The sequence below is a fragment of the Clostridium sp. DMHC 10 genome (assembly GCF_001270375.1).
GTDB classification, from domain to species: Bacteria; Bacillota; Clostridia; order Clostridiales; family Clostridiaceae; genus Clostridium_S; species Clostridium_S guangxiense.
The window spans coordinates 112554-128691 of record NZ_LGVB01000015.1 but is presented as its reverse complement, the minus strand read 5'-3'; the positions used below and the strand labels follow the sequence as shown (position 1 = coordinate 128691).

At 31.7% G+C, this 16138-nt stretch carries 10 protein-coding genes and 3 pseudogenes; 6 read left to right on the top strand and 7 right to left on the bottom strand.

Features of this window, described 5'->3' with window-relative positions; translation table 11 throughout:
* The first annotated feature begins 8 nt into the window (after window positions 1-8).
* Window positions 9-985 (top strand): annotated as a pseudogene (locus AGR56_RS02580) (HD domain-containing protein).
* 305 nt (window positions 986-1290) lie between these two features.
* Here the strand turns inward: AGR56_RS02580 and AGR56_RS02570 are convergent.
* From AGR56_RS02570 to AGR56_RS02560, 3 genes are read right to left on the bottom strand one after another with little or no spacing between them, the layout of a single operon-like run.
* Window positions 1291-2412: a DegT/DnrJ/EryC1/StrS family aminotransferase gene (locus tag AGR56_RS02570; RefSeq protein ID WP_053241022.1), complete on the bottom strand. Its 1122-nt coding sequence runs from the start codon at window positions 2410-2412 to the stop codon at window positions 1291-1293.
* 21 nt (window positions 2413-2433) lie between these two features.
* Window positions 2434-3612 (bottom strand): DegT/DnrJ/EryC1/StrS aminotransferase family protein, encoded by a 1179-nt coding sequence (locus tag AGR56_RS02565; protein ID WP_053241021.1) that lies wholly within the window; start codon window positions 3610-3612, stop codon window positions 2434-2436.
* A gap of 21 nt (window positions 3613-3633) precedes the next feature.
* Window positions 3634-4839, bottom strand: coding sequence for a methyltransferase domain-containing protein (locus AGR56_RS02560; protein ID WP_053241020.1), 1206 nt, complete (start codon window positions 4837-4839; stop codon window positions 3634-3636).
* Between the two features lie 158 nt (window positions 4840-4997).
* Here AGR56_RS02560 and AGR56_RS21170 point away from each other — a divergent pair, with 158 nt between their 5' ends.
* The 3 genes from AGR56_RS21170 to AGR56_RS21160 all read left to right on the top strand — a co-directional run bounded on the left by AGR56_RS21170 (window position 4998) and on the right by AGR56_RS21160 (window position 7721).
* A complete protein-coding gene (locus tag AGR56_RS21170; protein ID WP_242851267.1) occupies window positions 4998-5468 on the top strand; it encodes a hypothetical protein in 471 nt (156 codons plus the stop codon).
* A gap of 61 nt (window positions 5469-5529) precedes the next feature.
* Window positions 5530-6972: a penicillin-binding transpeptidase domain-containing protein gene (locus tag AGR56_RS21165; RefSeq protein WP_242851266.1), complete on the top strand. Its 1443-nt coding sequence runs from the start codon at window positions 5530-5532 to the stop codon at window positions 6970-6972.
* A gap of 98 nt (window positions 6973-7070) precedes the next feature.
* On the top strand, window positions 7071-7721 hold the full coding sequence (locus AGR56_RS21160; protein ID WP_242851265.1) for a penicillin-binding transpeptidase domain-containing protein: 651 nt from the start codon (window positions 7071-7073) through the stop codon (window positions 7719-7721).
* A gap of 224 nt (window positions 7722-7945) precedes the next feature.
* Here the strand turns inward: AGR56_RS21160 and asnB are convergent.
* Window positions 7946-9785 (bottom strand): annotated as a pseudogene (gene asnB / locus AGR56_RS02550) (asparagine synthase (glutamine-hydrolyzing)).
* Window positions 9786-9976: 191 nt separating this feature from the next.
* On the opposite strand from asnB, the gene AGR56_RS02545 reads away from it, so the two are divergent.
* Window positions 9977-10342, top strand: coding sequence for a metalloregulator ArsR/SmtB family transcription factor (locus AGR56_RS02545; RefSeq protein WP_053241019.1), 366 nt, complete (start codon window positions 9977-9979; stop codon window positions 10340-10342).
* 20 nt (window positions 10343-10362) lie between these two features.
* The gene (locus tag AGR56_RS02540; RefSeq protein WP_053241018.1) at window positions 10363-12483 is read left to right on the top strand and encodes a heavy metal translocating P-type ATPase; all 2121 of its coding nucleotides are present in this window, start codon (window positions 10363-10365) and stop codon (window positions 12481-12483) included.
* 413 nt (window positions 12484-12896) lie between these two features.
* On the opposite strand, the gene AGR56_RS02535 is transcribed toward AGR56_RS02540, so the two are convergent.
* From AGR56_RS02535 to glgD, 3 genes and pseudogenes are all read right to left on the bottom strand, one after another.
* Window positions 12897-13310, bottom strand: a complete 414-nt coding sequence (locus tag AGR56_RS02535; RefSeq protein WP_053241017.1) for a CBM20 domain-containing protein — start codon at window positions 13308-13310, stop codon at window positions 12897-12899.
* A gap of 230 nt (window positions 13311-13540) precedes the next feature.
* The gene (gene glgA / locus AGR56_RS02530; RefSeq protein ID WP_053241016.1) at window positions 13541-14977 is read right to left on the bottom strand and encodes a glycogen synthase GlgA; all 1437 of its coding nucleotides are present in this window, start codon (window positions 14975-14977) and stop codon (window positions 13541-13543) included.
* A 41-nt stretch (window positions 14978-15018) separates the two neighbouring features.
* Window positions 15019-16130, bottom strand: a pseudogene (gene glgD / locus AGR56_RS02525) (glucose-1-phosphate adenylyltransferase subunit GlgD).
* Window positions 16131-16138: the final 8 nt, after the last annotated feature.

The following is a 16138-nucleotide window of genomic DNA, read 5'->3' as shown; positions in this document are numbered from 1 at the left end:
TTGACTTTATGATTGGAGGAGTATTTTTGGAAAAAAAGACAATAAATCAATTTAAATCTGGTAATAGAATTGAAGGATTTTTTATAATAAAATCTGTAGAGTGTAGAGTTTCTTCTAATAATAAAAAATATCTTGATATTACTTTTGGAGATAAAACAGGAGATATTAACGGAAAACTGTGGGATGTTCAAGGAGAAGATGAAAATAAATATGCTGCTAATGCTTTAGTTAAGGTAAGGGCAGCAGTGATTGAATGGCAAAATAATCTTCAACTTAAGGTTGATAAAATAAGAGAAGCAGTTCAGGAAGATAACGTCCAAATATCTGATTTTGTTCCATCAGCACCATATACCTCTGACGATATGTATGGACTTATACTTGAATATACTGATAAAATCAAAAATGATGATATAAAAAATATTGTATTTCAAGTTATTGATGAAGCTGGAGATAAATTGATGTATTGGCCAGCAGCTAAAAAAATCACCATTCAGTGAGGGCTGGATTATTATATCATACAACTACTATGCTTAAAGCAGGAGAAAAAATTTGTGAAGTATACACGTTTTTGAACAGTGATTTAATATTTGCAGGAGTAATACTTCATGATATGGCTAAGCTTGAAGAAATGATATCCTCAGAGCTCGGAATAGTAACTGATTATAGTACGGAAGGGCAGCTTTTAGGACACATAATTCTTGGAGTTGAGAAGGTAAAAAAGGCGGCTGAAAAGGTTGGGGCAGATAAAGAAATTTCAATGATGCTTGAACATATGGTTTTATCACATCATTATGAGGCAGATTATGGAAGCCCTAAAAAGCCAATGTTCCCTGAAGCTGAGGTGCTTCATCATCTTGATGATATGGATGCATCTATGTTTGATATGCAGAAGGCTCTTGAAAATACTGAACCTGGAGCTATGTCAGATCCAGTATGGTCTCTTGATAAGAGGAGAATATATAAATCGAAATTTGACAAGAAATAATAGTGAAGGGTTTTAACTCACAATGTTCGTTAAAAGACTAATTTTTTCGCTGTGCGAAAAAAGTGAAGGATTTTACCTTCGGTAAAAAGGTTAAGGTTAATTTTCCTATGTGTTACTACGGAAAAATCTTTAACTTAATTATTTTTCCGCAGCAAAGCGGAAGAAAAATCACCTTAACTTTTGGCTTTAGCCGAAAAAGTTCACTTTTGACAAGCGAAGCTATGTCAAACCCTTCACTTGTAATGTAAGTGAAAAAAGTTAGTCTTTTAACGAGCAGAGCGAAGTTAAAAACCCTTCGCTCATCTTTATTTTTTGAAGAATTCAAGTATTTTATCGCATACATAGTTTACTTCATCTAAAGTAAGTTCAGGATAGATAGGAAGTGCAAGAATTTCCTTTGAAACTTTTTCAGCTATAGGAAAATCTCCTTTCTTATATCCGAGGTAATCAAAACATTTTTGAAGATGAAGAGGCATTGGATAATATACGCTGGTTCCAATCTCATTTTCTTTAAGGAAAGAAGCGAGTTCATCTCTTTTGTCTGTTAATATATTAAATACATAATAAACAGGAGATTGGTTTCCTTTAATTTTAGGGAATCTTATATGCTCGCATTCAGAAAGTCTTTCTTTATAAACATCAGCAATTTTTGCTCTTTTATTTATAGCATCTTTTATATACTTTATTTTTACAAGAAGTATAGCAGCTTGAATTGTATCTAATCTTGAGTTATAGCCCAAATTATCATAGTGATATTTTTTTGAAGCTCCATGAACTCTATATTGTTTAGCAAGCTCAGCTAATTTATCATCGTTAGTTACAATCATGCCACCATCGCCATAGCAGCCAAGTGTTTTTGTTGGGAAGAAAGAAAATACTCCAAAATCTCCTATAGTTCCTGAGTGCTTCATGGAAGTTCCTTTTCCTTGCCATCTCATTCCAAATGCTTCAGCAGCATCTTCAAGTACTTTTAAATTATGGGTTGAAGCAATTTCCATTATTTTATCCATATCAGATACTTGACTGAAAAGGTGGATAGGAAGAATACCAACAGTGTTCTTAGTTATTTTTTCCTCTATTTTATTAGCATCAATACATATAGTATCCTCATCTATATCTACAAATACAGGTTTACCACCGTGTCTTGCAATACATGAAGCAGAGGCAAGGAAGGTAAATGGTGAAGTTATGACTTCTTTTCCATCTTTAAAACCAAGTATGTCAGAAGTTAAAACTAAGGCATCTGTACCTGAGGCAACACCAATTGCATGTTTCGCACCTGTAAATTCTTTAACAGCTGATTCAAAATCTTTTACTTGCTGTCCTAAGGTTGATATTCCATCTTTTAGAACATCATGAATAGCAGTATCAAATTCATTTTGTTTCTCGGCATATTCTCTTTTTGACGTATAAAATCCTACTTTCATAGTTATAAAACTCCTTTTAAATTATTTTATTTTTTCAACAGCTTTTATTACTTCACCTATAATATATTCTGCAGTTTCAAGTGAGAGTGTAGAATATAAAGGAAGAGTAATTTCATTTTTGTATTGATCAAATGTATTTGGATAATCAGAAATAGAATACCCAATTGACTTGTAATAAGTAAACATTGGAATAGGGGTATAGTGAACATTAGTAGGAACTCCTATTTCAGCAAGCATTTCTATTACTTTATTACGCTTTTCTTCTGTAAAATCTTTTATTCTAAGTAAATACAAATGATAAGAGGTTTCACATGCAGCGTCTTTTTTAAATGGAACAATAGCCCAAGGCTTAGCACTTAAAGCTTTATCATATAAATCAACTAAAGCTGCTCTATGCTTTAACATTTCTTCATAACGTGTAAGTTGAACAAGACCTATAGCAGCCTGAATATCGGTCATATTACATTTCATGCCGTCAGTTAAAATGTCATATTGCCAAGCACCAAGCTTAGTTTTTGCAAGAGCATCCTTTGTTTGACCATTTAAAGCAGTGTATTTAAATACCTTGTAAAGGTCATCAAAGCCGTGAAAATGATTATTATTAAATGTTACAGCACCACCTTCAGCAGTGGTCAAATTTTTTACTGCATGGAAAGAAAAAATGTGAAAATCAGCCTGACTTCCAACTTTTCTTCCCTTATATTTTGCACCAAAGGCATGAGCGGAATCAGATATTAAAATAATATCCTCTCTATTAATTTTTTTTAGCAAAGCTCTTATTGCGTCATAGTCTACAGGAAGACCAGCTATATCAACTGATAATATGGCTTTTGTTTTTGGAGTTATAGCTGCTTCTATTTTATTTATATCAATTAAAAAACTGTCCTTTGCAACATCGACATATGTAGGTTTTATTCCCCTATGACATATTACGTTTGAAGTTGAAGCATAAGTGTAAGGCGTTGTAATAACCTCATCACCTTCTTTTATATCCATTACTTTTAGTACAAGTTCCATTCCAGCAGTATCACTTGCAACTGCAACTGCTTTTTCTGTTTCACAGTACTCTGCAATCTTTTTTTCGAATTCTGCAACTCTTGGCCCAGATGTAATCCAACCTGATTCAAGTACTTTTACAACCTCTGCTATTTCTTTATCTGTTATATCCGGTGGTGAAAATGGAATGTTATTACTCTTCATATTGATTATCTTCCTTTCAAATTAAGATTTTTTTATTGTTTTAAAGAATCCTGTATCTTTTGTGATATGAATTCCATTGGTACTAGCTATTTCGTTTTTTAAAAAGTTTAAGAAATTAATTATTTTTCTTTTATCTGTAAGTAAGCTTTTAATTTCAGGCAAGGAAAAAATATATTCTGCGAGAGGTTCTGCCTTAGTTACAACTAAACTATCTTTATAACGTTTAATTTGTGCTTCTTTAAACCAATTTTTTATAAGTTCATTACCATTTTCTAGTTGAAAGCTTTGAGTAGCATCCCAGCTTTTGCAGTATAAAAGTGAAGGATCAAATTTTGCAGCAATTTCTCTCATTTCATGCAAATGTCTTTTGCCAACTGTGGAAGCATAAAATTGACCGCCAGTTTTTAGAACTCTAAATATTTCAGAAAGAGCTTTTTCTTTATCAGGAACGTGATACAGCATGTGATTTGCAATTACTATATCAAAGGTAGCGTTGTCAAAAGGAATGTTTTGAACATCTACCACCTTAAATTTAATCTTTCCCTTAAAAGCTTTAAGGTTATTTTTAGCATCTTTAATCATTCCGCTTGAAAAGTCTGTTAAAGTCAATTCTAAATCACCTGGAACTTTTTCTATGTTTTTTAGCCATAAAGAACCATCTCCACAGCCGACCTCAAGTATTTTTGATTTCGGTTTTATTGTAAGCTCATCAAAAAACCAGCTCATCCATCCATACTTGTTTGTACTGTAAAGCTCATGTATTTTTATTCTTGCTCTAAGATTTGAGGCATTTTCATATTGAAGAAGCCATTTTTTATCTTCATTAACTACGTTAATTATGTTTATAAATTTATGCCAGTTAAAGTCATTTTCATTGTCCAGCATATCTAAGGTTTCATCTATAGAACTTATAACAGTATTTATGTGGTGAACCTTTCTTTTCATTATCTCTTTTTGAATTTCAAGAGATCGTCTTAAGTTTTCATCGTAGACATCGGAAGTCATTATATTTTTTATTTCATCAAGAGATAATCCTATAAATTTTAATGTCAATATCTTTTGAAGTTTAGGAAAATCATGTTTTGAATATAATCTGTGACCAGAAGAATTATGCGATGATGGCTTAAGTAAGTTTATTTTATCATAGTATCTAAGTGTTCTCAAAGTAATACCTGATTTTTTTGCAAATTCACCTGTAGTATAAAATACTTCTTTCAAGTTTTTCACCTCTATAAAGTATAATACCACATAACGTAACGTAATGTGCAAGGAAAAAATAAAATTAATTATTTTACCAATAATGGTTAAAAAGTGGTATATTATAAATATATGTATATATTTGGTTAAACAAAATTTTATGTAAGATGTGTATAGGAGAAAATCATATGAAGGATAAGAAAAAAAGTTTTTTTAATAGGTTTACTGCTTTAACTTTTATTGTGTTTATTGTAGCTATTACTATATGTGTAAAATTAGTAATACTTCAAGTTGTCCGAGCTGATGAATACAAATCTCAGGCTAATACAAAATCTCATAAATTTATAAAAGAAACTGCTGCAAGGGGAGAAATAACAGATTCAAAAGGTAGAAAGTTGGCAACAAACAATCAAAGCTATAATATAACCTACATGGAAACGGATACGAATGAAAAAAGCTTTTATACTACAATTGCAAAGGTATTTTATCTTTTAAATAGGTGTGGGGAAAATAAAAACGACGATTTCCCAATTAAAGTAACACCAGATTATTATTTTGATTTTAATACAACAGATGAAGATGAAGTAAAGGCAGATAAAATAAGTTTTTTAAGTAAAAGGGGAATTAAAGCAAACATAATAAAAAATTTTATATGGTGATATAAAATGGAATAAACTTACTAAGGCCCAGCAATCTAATGTAAATAAATATACTTTGAAAGTGTCAGCTAAATATGTTTTTGACAAACTTAAAAAAACGTATAAAATTCCTAACTCTTATAGTTTCACTATAGATGGAAAAACTGTAAATAAAAAATGTACTTTGGAAGATACAAGAAAATTTATGGTTGAAAAAGATTCCGTTCAAATGCAAAGTTATTCTGGATATAAACCTGTTGATATTGCAAGCAATATAAAAAAGGAAACAGCTATAACCTTCCTCCAGAAATTAAATGAACTTCCGGGAATAAATGTTGAGGAAAAACCTATAAGATATTACCCTTATGAAAAGCTTGCTTCAAATGCTATTGGGTACATTGGTAAAATATCTACATCGAGCGATGATGAAAGTGATTCGTACACAGAAAGAGGATATGATGTAAGTTCTGATCTTATAGGAATATCCGGGCTTGAATCAGCAGAAGAAGATAGATTAAAGGGAACTGCTGGAGGAAGGGTTGTAGAGGTGGATAAAAGTGGAAGAGTAATAAATGAGTTTGCAAGTAAAGATTCTTACGCGGGCCAAAATATAAAGACTACTTTAAATGCTGATGTTCAATATACTGCTGAGCAAGCACTTGAAAAATCAATGCAGAATTTGAGGGAAAGTCCGGGGAATGGTACAAATGGATCTTACACAGGAAATGCAACGAGGGGAGCAGCAGTAGCCATAGATGTTAATACTGGTGGTGTTATAGCACTCGCACAGTCACCAAACTTTAACCCAAATGATTTTGCTGATCCAAATGGAATTTCCGATGCTGTTAAGAAAAAAAATTTTCCAACCGTAGAAGATCAAATAAAGAATTTAAAGATTCCAAGCGATCTTATAGATACATTGTTTCCAGTAGATAAGACTACAGGAAAAAGAACAGACCCTTATGATTATCTTCCAAAACCAATGTATGATTATCCTACTATGGGACTCACTCCTCCAGGGTCAACTTTTAAAATGCTTACTGCAATAGCTGGACTTGAAACTAAAACAATAGATCCTTCTTTTACAATTGAAGATAATGGACACTACGATGATGGAAATAATGATAAAAGAGACTTTACTAAATCTGATGGAGCTCTTGGAACACTTGATTTAGTTCATGCTATAGCAAAATCAAGTAATCCATATTTTATGACAGTATCAGAATTGCTTAGGAAAGCTTCTGGATATGATATACTAGCCAAGTATGCATGGGAATTTGGGCTTGGAGTACAGCCAAATTCTGAAGTCAATCCATCAACTGGAATTGAGATTAAAGAGAATTTTGGTCAGACTTTTAATACCTATAGTACAAGAAGTAACCTTGGTCAACAAGCAGCATGGGAAATAATGAATGATCTTAAGAATAAAGCCTATGATAAAAAAGCTCAATCAATAGATTTACATACTAATAGTTCTGATAATAGTTCTATTGCGAGTTTAAAATCAGAGATAAAGCAAAAATAAGAGACTATGTTATAAATGCTAAATTTGATAAGAAAGAGTTTTCTGACGTTTTAAGTAAATTTGCACAAAGCAGTGGTATTACAATTTCAGATAGCAGCATGACGGCTATAATGAGTGGAGCTAAATCTGTTGTAGAACATGCTATTAGTTCTGGAGCTACTCCATATAATATTCATAATGCAGCTATTGGGCAGGGATATGATAATTATACCATGGTACAGCTTGCAAATTACATTGCGACAATAGCTAATGGGGGTAAAAGGCTTAAAGTGCATTTGGTTGATGAAATAGCAGATCCTGTCACTAAAAGTGTAGTATTTAAATGTGATCCTCAAGTTATAAAAGATACTCATATTAGTAAGTACACTCTTGATAAGGTAAAAGAGGGGATGGCACTTGTTAATAGTGAAGGTACTGCTGCAGGCAAATTTGATGGATTACCATTTACTACAGCAGGCAAAACAGGTACTGCAGATGCTTTTGAACTTAATTTTCAAGAGAAGATAAGAAGATCATCCTACGCTGTTTATGTAGGTTTTGCACCCGTAGAAAATCCTAAAATAGCAGTTGCTACTGTAATATATGATGGAGGTTTTGGTAATCAAATAACTAATGTGGCTAGAGCAATATATGAATCGTATTTTAAAAATGTGGAGAAAATGACGGGTGTACCAGAGGACGTTATTGGAAGCACAACTGCAAAGCCAGAAGTAGACAGTATGCAAAGTAACAATGCTTCGTCGCGTTAAAAAAATTCTATAAATCTAAGTGGTGAATTTAAGCGAGTACCTGCTCAGGGTATAGAAGGATAACGATCATACACGAGGTTTGGGATATAATCCCATTATCCTTCTTTAACTTGTATTACGCATATATATATTAGCCCATGCCCCGTGCATGTTTACTCGCTGAAAGAATGCTCAGACAATTGAAATATCTAAGTATTTTACAATTTTAGCCTTTCAGGTATCATCTAAATAAGTTTTACCTTGTATTCTTTAAGCCAAATATTTAGCTGTATCAAATAGGCAATGAGTTGAGGACCTTTCATAAGCTGACCAAACCATGGAGTTTTGTATGAAGTTCCTCCAGTTTCAACAAGTTCTTTAACATTTTTTAAATCTATTATATCTAAAATAGGTGAGGTTTTATCATTTATGATTTCTTTAAGCCAGTTTTGAACTATAGAAGTATATCCAGGATCAAAGGTCTTTGGATATGGACTCTTTTTTCTTTCAATTACATCTTGAGGGAGTATACCTTCAGCCGCTTTTCTCAATATGCCCTTTTCCCTATTACCATAAAATCTCATCTCGGGTGGAATATTATAAGCATATTCAACTAGTCTATAGTCTGCAAAAGGAACTCTAACTTCAAGACTATTAGCCATACTCATTCTATCTTTTCTTGTAAGTAGCGTTATCATAAACCATTTTATATTTAAATATACAAGTTCCCTCATTTTTCGTGCATAAGGGGTATCGGTGTCAAGATAAGGCACATTTTTTAAATTTTCTTTATACTTTTTATCTACGAATTCTTGAAGATTTATTGATTTAAATTCAGGAGAAAGTAGACTGCTTCTTTCTTTTACAAACCTTGACCAAGGAAAAGTTTTAGCTTCCAACATTTCTTTTCTTACAAACCAAGGGTATCCTCCAAATATTTCATCGGCACATTCACCGGATAGCGCAACTATATTGTCTTTTCTGACACCTTTGCAGAATAAATATAGAGAAGAATCTATATCCGCCATTCCTGGAATATCATTTGCTTCAACTGCTTCCTTTAAAGCGTGAGCTAAATCAGCATTGTTGTTTATTATCTTGTGATGATTACTTCCAATAAACTGATGAACTTTTTCAGCCCATACACTATCAGGGGTTATTACAAAATTATCATTTTTAAAATACAAATCATTATCTTTATAATCTATGGAATAGGTGTTTAAAGTTTTGCCTTGCTTTTTAAATTCTTTTGCTGCCACGGCAGATATTATACTGGAATCAAGACCACCTGATAAAAAAGTGCAAACTGGCACATCAGCGTAAAGTTGTCTTTTTATCGCATCAACTAATATACTTCTAATGTGATCAGCCGTTTCCTCAACATTTTCCGTATGATCATAGCAAGTAAGTTCCCAGTATTCATGAAGCTCTAAGGAATGGGGGGTAAATTCAAGATAGTTAGCAGGTGGAACGTCATATATATCCTTTAAAACTCCACTGCCAAGGTTTCTTGCAGGTCCTAAAGCAAAAATTTCAGTAAGTCCTTCCTCTGTAAGTACTGGTTCAACCAAAGGATTTGCAAGAAGGGTTTTTATTTCTGAACCAAATATAAGATTGTGATCTTTTAAGGTATAAAATAAAGGTTTTACACCAAGTGGGTCTCTGGCAAGAAAAAGTTTTTTCATCATTTTCCGAGTAAACTCCAAATGCAAAAATTCCATTTATGTGTTTTAAACAATCTTTTCCCCAATGTATATAAGCAGTTAATAAAACCTCAGTATCTGAATAAGAGTCAAAAGTATAGCCTGCTTTTATTAGAAGTTTTCTTACGTCCTCTGTGTTATAAAGTTCACCATTATAGACTATAATGTACTTTTTACCATTGTGCAATTTTATCATAGGTTGGTTTCCGCCTTTAGGGTCTACTACTATAAGACGTCTATGTCCAAGAAGTGCGTTTTTAGATATATAATAACCATGAGAATCTGGTCCTCTTTTTTTTAAAGTGTCAGTCATAAGTTCTATTACTTTATTATATCCAGTTAGATTTTTTTGAAAGTTGACAAATCCTGCAATACCACACATAACTTATATCACCATTCTTTTATAATATAGTTTATAAATTATATTATGTTTTTTTTCTCAAAATTTGATACAAAAACATAAATTTTATATTGTTTTTTAATGACAAAGGTGATATATTATATATGAACACATGAATAAATGTTCATATGTTCATTAGAATGATTATTTCACCAATAAGGAGTTGTTAGCATATGAGTGAAGAAGAAAATGCACTTAAATGTGAAAATAATGTTATTCACGTTGATGTTATAAAAAAAGTAAAAGAGATTATGCCAGAAGACGAAGAGCTTAGTGATTTATCAGATTTATTTAAAATTTTTGGAGATAGTACAAGAATAAAAATAATATGTGCATTATTTAATTCTGAAATGTGTGTGTGCGACATAACTTGTCTTTTAAACATGAAGCAGTCTGCTATATCACATCAATTAAAGATATTAAGGCAAGCTAAGCTGGTTAAGTATAGGAGAGAGGGAAAGGTCGTATATTATTCACTAGATGATGAGCATATAAAAGGTATATTTAACATGGGAATTATGCATATAAGAGAAAAATAACAAAGCTAGGAGTGGTAAAGATGGAAAGTGGTAGTGCGCTAAAAAAGCAATTTTATCTCGAAGGGCTTTGCTGTGCTAATTGTGCAGCTAAAATAGAAAACAAAGTAAATGAACTTGAAGAAATAGAGACTGTAAATTTAGATTTTGTTACAAAAAAGCTTACAATACAGATGTATAAGAAAAGTGACGCTGAGGTAACAGAAAATAAAATAATAGGAATAGTAAAAAGTATCGAAGACGAAGTAAAGGTTATTAATTTGAATGATATGTCAAAGGATGACCATGAGGAAGAAGAGACAAGTAAGGCTGACATCATAAGGTTTGCAGTAGGAGTTGTAATCTTTATAGCAGCGTATATTTTTAAATTTCCTAAAACCATAGATTTAATCCTTTATGTTATAAGCTATATTATTGTTGGAGGAGACGTTTTAATAAGGTCTATAAAAAATATAGGAAAAGGACAAATATTTGATGAGAATTTTTTAATGGTAGTTGCTACTATAGGAGCTTTTGCCATAAAAGAGTATCCAGAAGCAGTTTCTGTTATGATTTTTTATCAAATAGGAGAGTTTCTTCAAGATGCGGCAGTTGAAAAATCTAGAAAATCTATATCGGCACTTATGGACATAAAACCAGATTTTGCAAATCTTATAGAAGGTGAGAATGTTAATAGGGTCAATCCAGAGGAAGTTGCTGTTGGAAACACAATACTTGTAAAGCCTGGTGAGAAAGTTCCATTGGATGGAACTGTTATAGAAGGAGAGTCAATGCTTGATACATCGGCTGTAACTGGTGAATCTGTTCCTAGGAAGGCGAAAATCAACAGTGAAGTTTTTTCTGGTTCTATAAACAAAGAAGGACTTTTAAAAATAGAAGTTACTAAGGAATTTAAAGAGTCTACAGTATCAAAAATACTTGATTTAGTTGAGAATGCATCTTCTAAAAAGGCTGTTACTGAAAAATTTATAACAAAATTTGCAAGATATTATACACCAGCAGTAGTTTGTATTGCCTTATTTCTAGCAATTGTACCACCACTAGTTCTAAAAAATGCAGTATTTTCAAATTGGATTTATAGAGCACTTGTATTTCTTGTAGCATCATGTCCATGTGCAATCATATTATCTGTACCGTTAAGCTTTTTTGGAGGAATTGGAAGTGCTTCAAAGCAAGGTATTTTAGTTAAAGGCGGAAATTATATTGAAGCTTTAAAAAATATAAATACTGTAGTGTTTGATAAGACAGGAACGCTTACTGAAGGAAAATTTAATGTCAACAAAATTCAAGCTTATAATGGATTTTCTGATGAAGAAGTTTTAAAATATGCAGCGTATGCTGAAGTCTTTTCAAATCACCCTATAGCAATTTCAATACGTGGTGCATATAAGGATGATATTAAAAAAGATATTATTTCAAATTATAAAGAAGTATCTGGATTTGGAGTACAAGCTGAAATTTTTGGAAAAACTGCTTGTATTGGAAATGCTAATTTCATGGAACAGAATAAAGTAGAAGTTTCTAAAATTGATTTAAATGAAGTTTTTGGAACTATTGTGCATGCATCTGTTGATGGTGTATATGCAGGATATATTGTTATTTCAGATAATATAAAGAAAGACGCTGTACAGGCTGTTAAGGAATTAAAAGCTATTGGAGTTAAAACTGTAATGCTTACAGGAGATAATAAAAAACCGGCTTCTATAGTAGCAAATAAGATAGGTATAGACGAAGTTTTTGCTGAACTTTTACCTCAGGATAAAGTTCAAAAGATAGAAGATATGTACAGTAAAAAAACTGATTCTAGAATTGCTTTTGTAGGAGATGGTATAAACGATGCGCCAGTTCTTGCAAGGGCAGATGTTGGAATATCAATGGGGAGCGTTGGTTCAGATGCAGCAGTAGAGGCTTCAGATGTTGTAATAATGAATGATGAACTTCATAAAATATATACTGCTATAAAGATAGCTAAAAAGACAAACAAAGTTGTATGGCAAAATATTATATTTGCAATAGGAATAAAACTTGTAGTTCTTACTTTGGGAGCACTTGGATATGCCAATATATGGGAAGCTGTATTTGCTGATACAGGAGTAGCACTCATAGCAGTAGTTAATTCACTTAGAGTATTAAGAGCAAATTAGATATGGTTTAAGTGAAGGGTTTTAACTTGCTTCGTTCGTTAAAAGACTAAGGCTTTCGCTGTGCGAAAGGTGAAGGGTTTTACGATGCTGTGCACGTAAAAGGTGAACTTTTTTACCTTCGATAAAAAGTTAAGGATGATTTTTCTCCGTTTTACTGCGGAAAATCTTTAACTTAAGTTAATAATTTTTCTGTAGCAAGGCGGAATATAGAAATTGCCTAACATTTTGTTCATGAATCACATGGGCTATGCCCAAACGCCAATATGTGTATATCCTTAACCTTTTGCTGTGGCAAAAACCTTCACCTTTGACAAGCAAAGCTATGTCAAACCCTTCACTTTTCACATAAGTGAAAAAGTTAGTTTTTTAACGAGTATGGCGAGTTAAAACCCTTCATTTAATAAAATTAAATGTTATTTTGTGTTCCAGTCACTTTCGTATTTATCAGAGTCTTTTGTTATAGTAGCAGCTCTATTTTCTCCGTCTTCCCAAATTATGTTTTCATTTGTTCCATCATTTCCTACAGATACAAATTTAAATTCAATATAAGTATCTATAGGTAGTGCAATAGTTCCTTTCCAGCTTGGATATAAATTTTCATCAGTAGTCAGATTAAAGGCATTTTTGATATCCCAATTTCCAAGTTCCTTAATATTTCCACATACATATAATTCTTCACCGAAGTATGATGTTTTGTTGTTTACTTTAAAAGTAAAATCAACTGTGGATTCTTCAACTTTCTTGTCTTCGGATTTTTTATTTGTTTCACATTGTTCTTTTGTTTCGCAGTTAATATCCTTAGGAGTCTCGGTTGAAGGTTTAGTCAATGTTATTGTGCTTGTTTCCTTAGCTTCTAAAATATTTTTATTTCCAGTAGAAGAAGATTTAACAATAGAAGTTTCAGTAGCTTTTTTTATGCTAGTATTTATATGGGCAGTAGAACTAGTTTTTGTTGAAGTCGATTTTTTTACATTACTTTTTTTTCATATCCTCAATCTCCTTACAATATAATTTATATAAAAATTTTATGAATATCCTTTTGAAACATAGTATTATTTTAATAAAGTACTGAATTATATAGATTTATATAAGTTTTAGCCGAATTATCCCAACTGTTATTTTCACTCATTGCTCTTTTAACAAGTTTTGTCCAATTATCCTTTTCGTTATAATAAAAATATTCAGCATTTCTAATTACATGAAGCATATCATAAGCATTGTAATTAGTAAATGAAAAACCATTACCTTCTCCATTGCAAGGATTAAATGGTTGAACAGTATCTTTTAGACCACCAGTTTCACGAACAATAGGGAGGCTGCCATATCTTAAAGCTATAAGCTGTCCTATTCCACATGGCTCAAATAATGATGGCATAAGGAACATATCAGAAGCTGCATATATTTTTTGAGCAAGACTGCTGTCAAAATATATATTTGCAGATAGTTTATCTGGATATTTCCATGCGAAGTATTTAAACATATCCTCATATTTCCTTTCACCTGTACCGAGTACTACAAGCTGTATTCCATCTTGAAGTAATTCTTCAAGGACGCAAGCAATTAAATCAAATCCTTTTTGGTCTACAAGCCTAGACACAATTCCTATTAAAGGAGTTCCTTCGCTAGATGGGAGATTAAGCATTTTTTGGAGTTCAGTTTTGTTTTTGGTTTTATTATAAAGGCTGTTTAAATCAAAATTAAAAAATAAATTTCTATCTGTGCTAGGATTCATTAAATCATAGTCTATTCCATTTACTATGCCCCATAAATCGTTAGATCTTGTTTGCATTATACCATGAAGATGTTCACCGTAATATGGAGTTTTTATTTCCTGAGCATAAGTATTGCTTACAGTTGAAATTTTATCGGCAAATAGCAAACCACCTTTCATATATGAAACGCCATCATAAAACTTTAAGCAATTTTCATTAAAATATCCTTCATTTAAGCATAAAAGCTCATTTAGAACGCTTTTATCAAAAACTCCTTGATACTTTAAATTGTGTATAGTATAAATTGTTTTTATGTGATTGTAGTTTGAATAATCTCTGTAGTGCTCCTTTAATAAAACTGGTATCATTGATGTTTGCCAATCGTTGCAGTGGATTACGTCAGGATTGAAATCTCCCATATAAGTTATAGCTTGTAAAATTGCTCTGGAGAAATAAGCAAATCTTTCACCATCATCATAATACCCATAGCATCCAGCTCTTTTAAAGTAGTAATCATTATCTATGAAATAAAATGGTATACCATCATATTCATAGTACTCTAGTCCACCATATTGACTTCTCCATCCAACAGGAACGTTAAAACTTGCAATATGATGAGTATTATATTTGAAATTTTCTGGAATGTCTGAATATTTAGGGATTATAACCCTTGCATCTATACCTAACTTTCTAAGAGCCTTTGGAAGAGCATAGGCGACATCACCAAGTCCTCCAGTTTTCAAAAAAGGAAAACTTTCTGAAGCAGCAAATAGTACTTTCAAATAATCATCTCCATTATAATATTTTTACATCATGTTTATAATTATTGGTAAAGAGAACGTTTTTCAATAACAACAGGGTATTCCTTATCACCTTTTAATTCTTTACCTTCTTCAATTAGAACATTTTTATCTATTATTACATTTGTAAGTTTAGCGTTTTCCTTTATCTCACAATTTTGCATTATAATGCAGTTTCTAACTTTTGCACCTTTATGAATTATTACTCTTCTTGATATTATGCTATTTGTTACAAATCCTTGAATCAAGGAACCATTAGCTATAAGTGAATTACATACATATGAGCCGTTAAAGTATTTTGTAGGAGCTTCATCCATTACCTTAGTGTATATAAGACCATTACTAAAAAAAAGTTCTTTGTTTATATCAAGGCTCAGCATGTCCATATTAGCTTCGTAGTAAGATTGAATTGAATCGATGCACTTTAAGTAACCTTTAAATTCATACCCATTGATATTTAGATTGTTGCAATTTCTATAAATCCACTCAGAAATTGTAGACCAGAAACCTGTTTTTATGCAAGAATTTAATATGTTTATTAACAAACTTTTATCCATTATAAACATTTCCATGGATATGTTTTGATTATTTTCTGTACCTATATTTTTACCTATACCCAAAACTTCAGAATTTTCATTCAAATTAAGAATGTTACGATTTAGAAAGTGCGTTTTACCGTCAGTGATTTTTTTGTATATTATAGTAATGTCGCTGCCAGATTCTTCATGGAATTTTGCCGCTTTCTCATAGTTAATATTACATATCATAAAGGATGAAGAGATTATAATTTTTGATTGCTTACTTCTGTATATATACTCCATATTATTTTTTAGCATTTCAATATCACTGAGATATGAGTTTACTCCACCAAAACTAAATACAAAAAGACCATTTAATTTTCTATCAAGGTCCCAAGGCTTGCCAGAACCAAGGTGGTCAATAAGCGATCTTGAGTTCCCTTCAGTTAGTATTCCTACATTTCTTATTCCCGAGTTTACAAGATTTGAAAGAACAAAATCTATGATTCTGTATCTTCCAGCTACTGGAATTGAAGCCAAAGGCCTTTTTTCGTAAGTACTTTTATAGATGCATCATCTTCACTTAAAGTTAAAATTGACATATAATCATTTAACATTTTTCCAC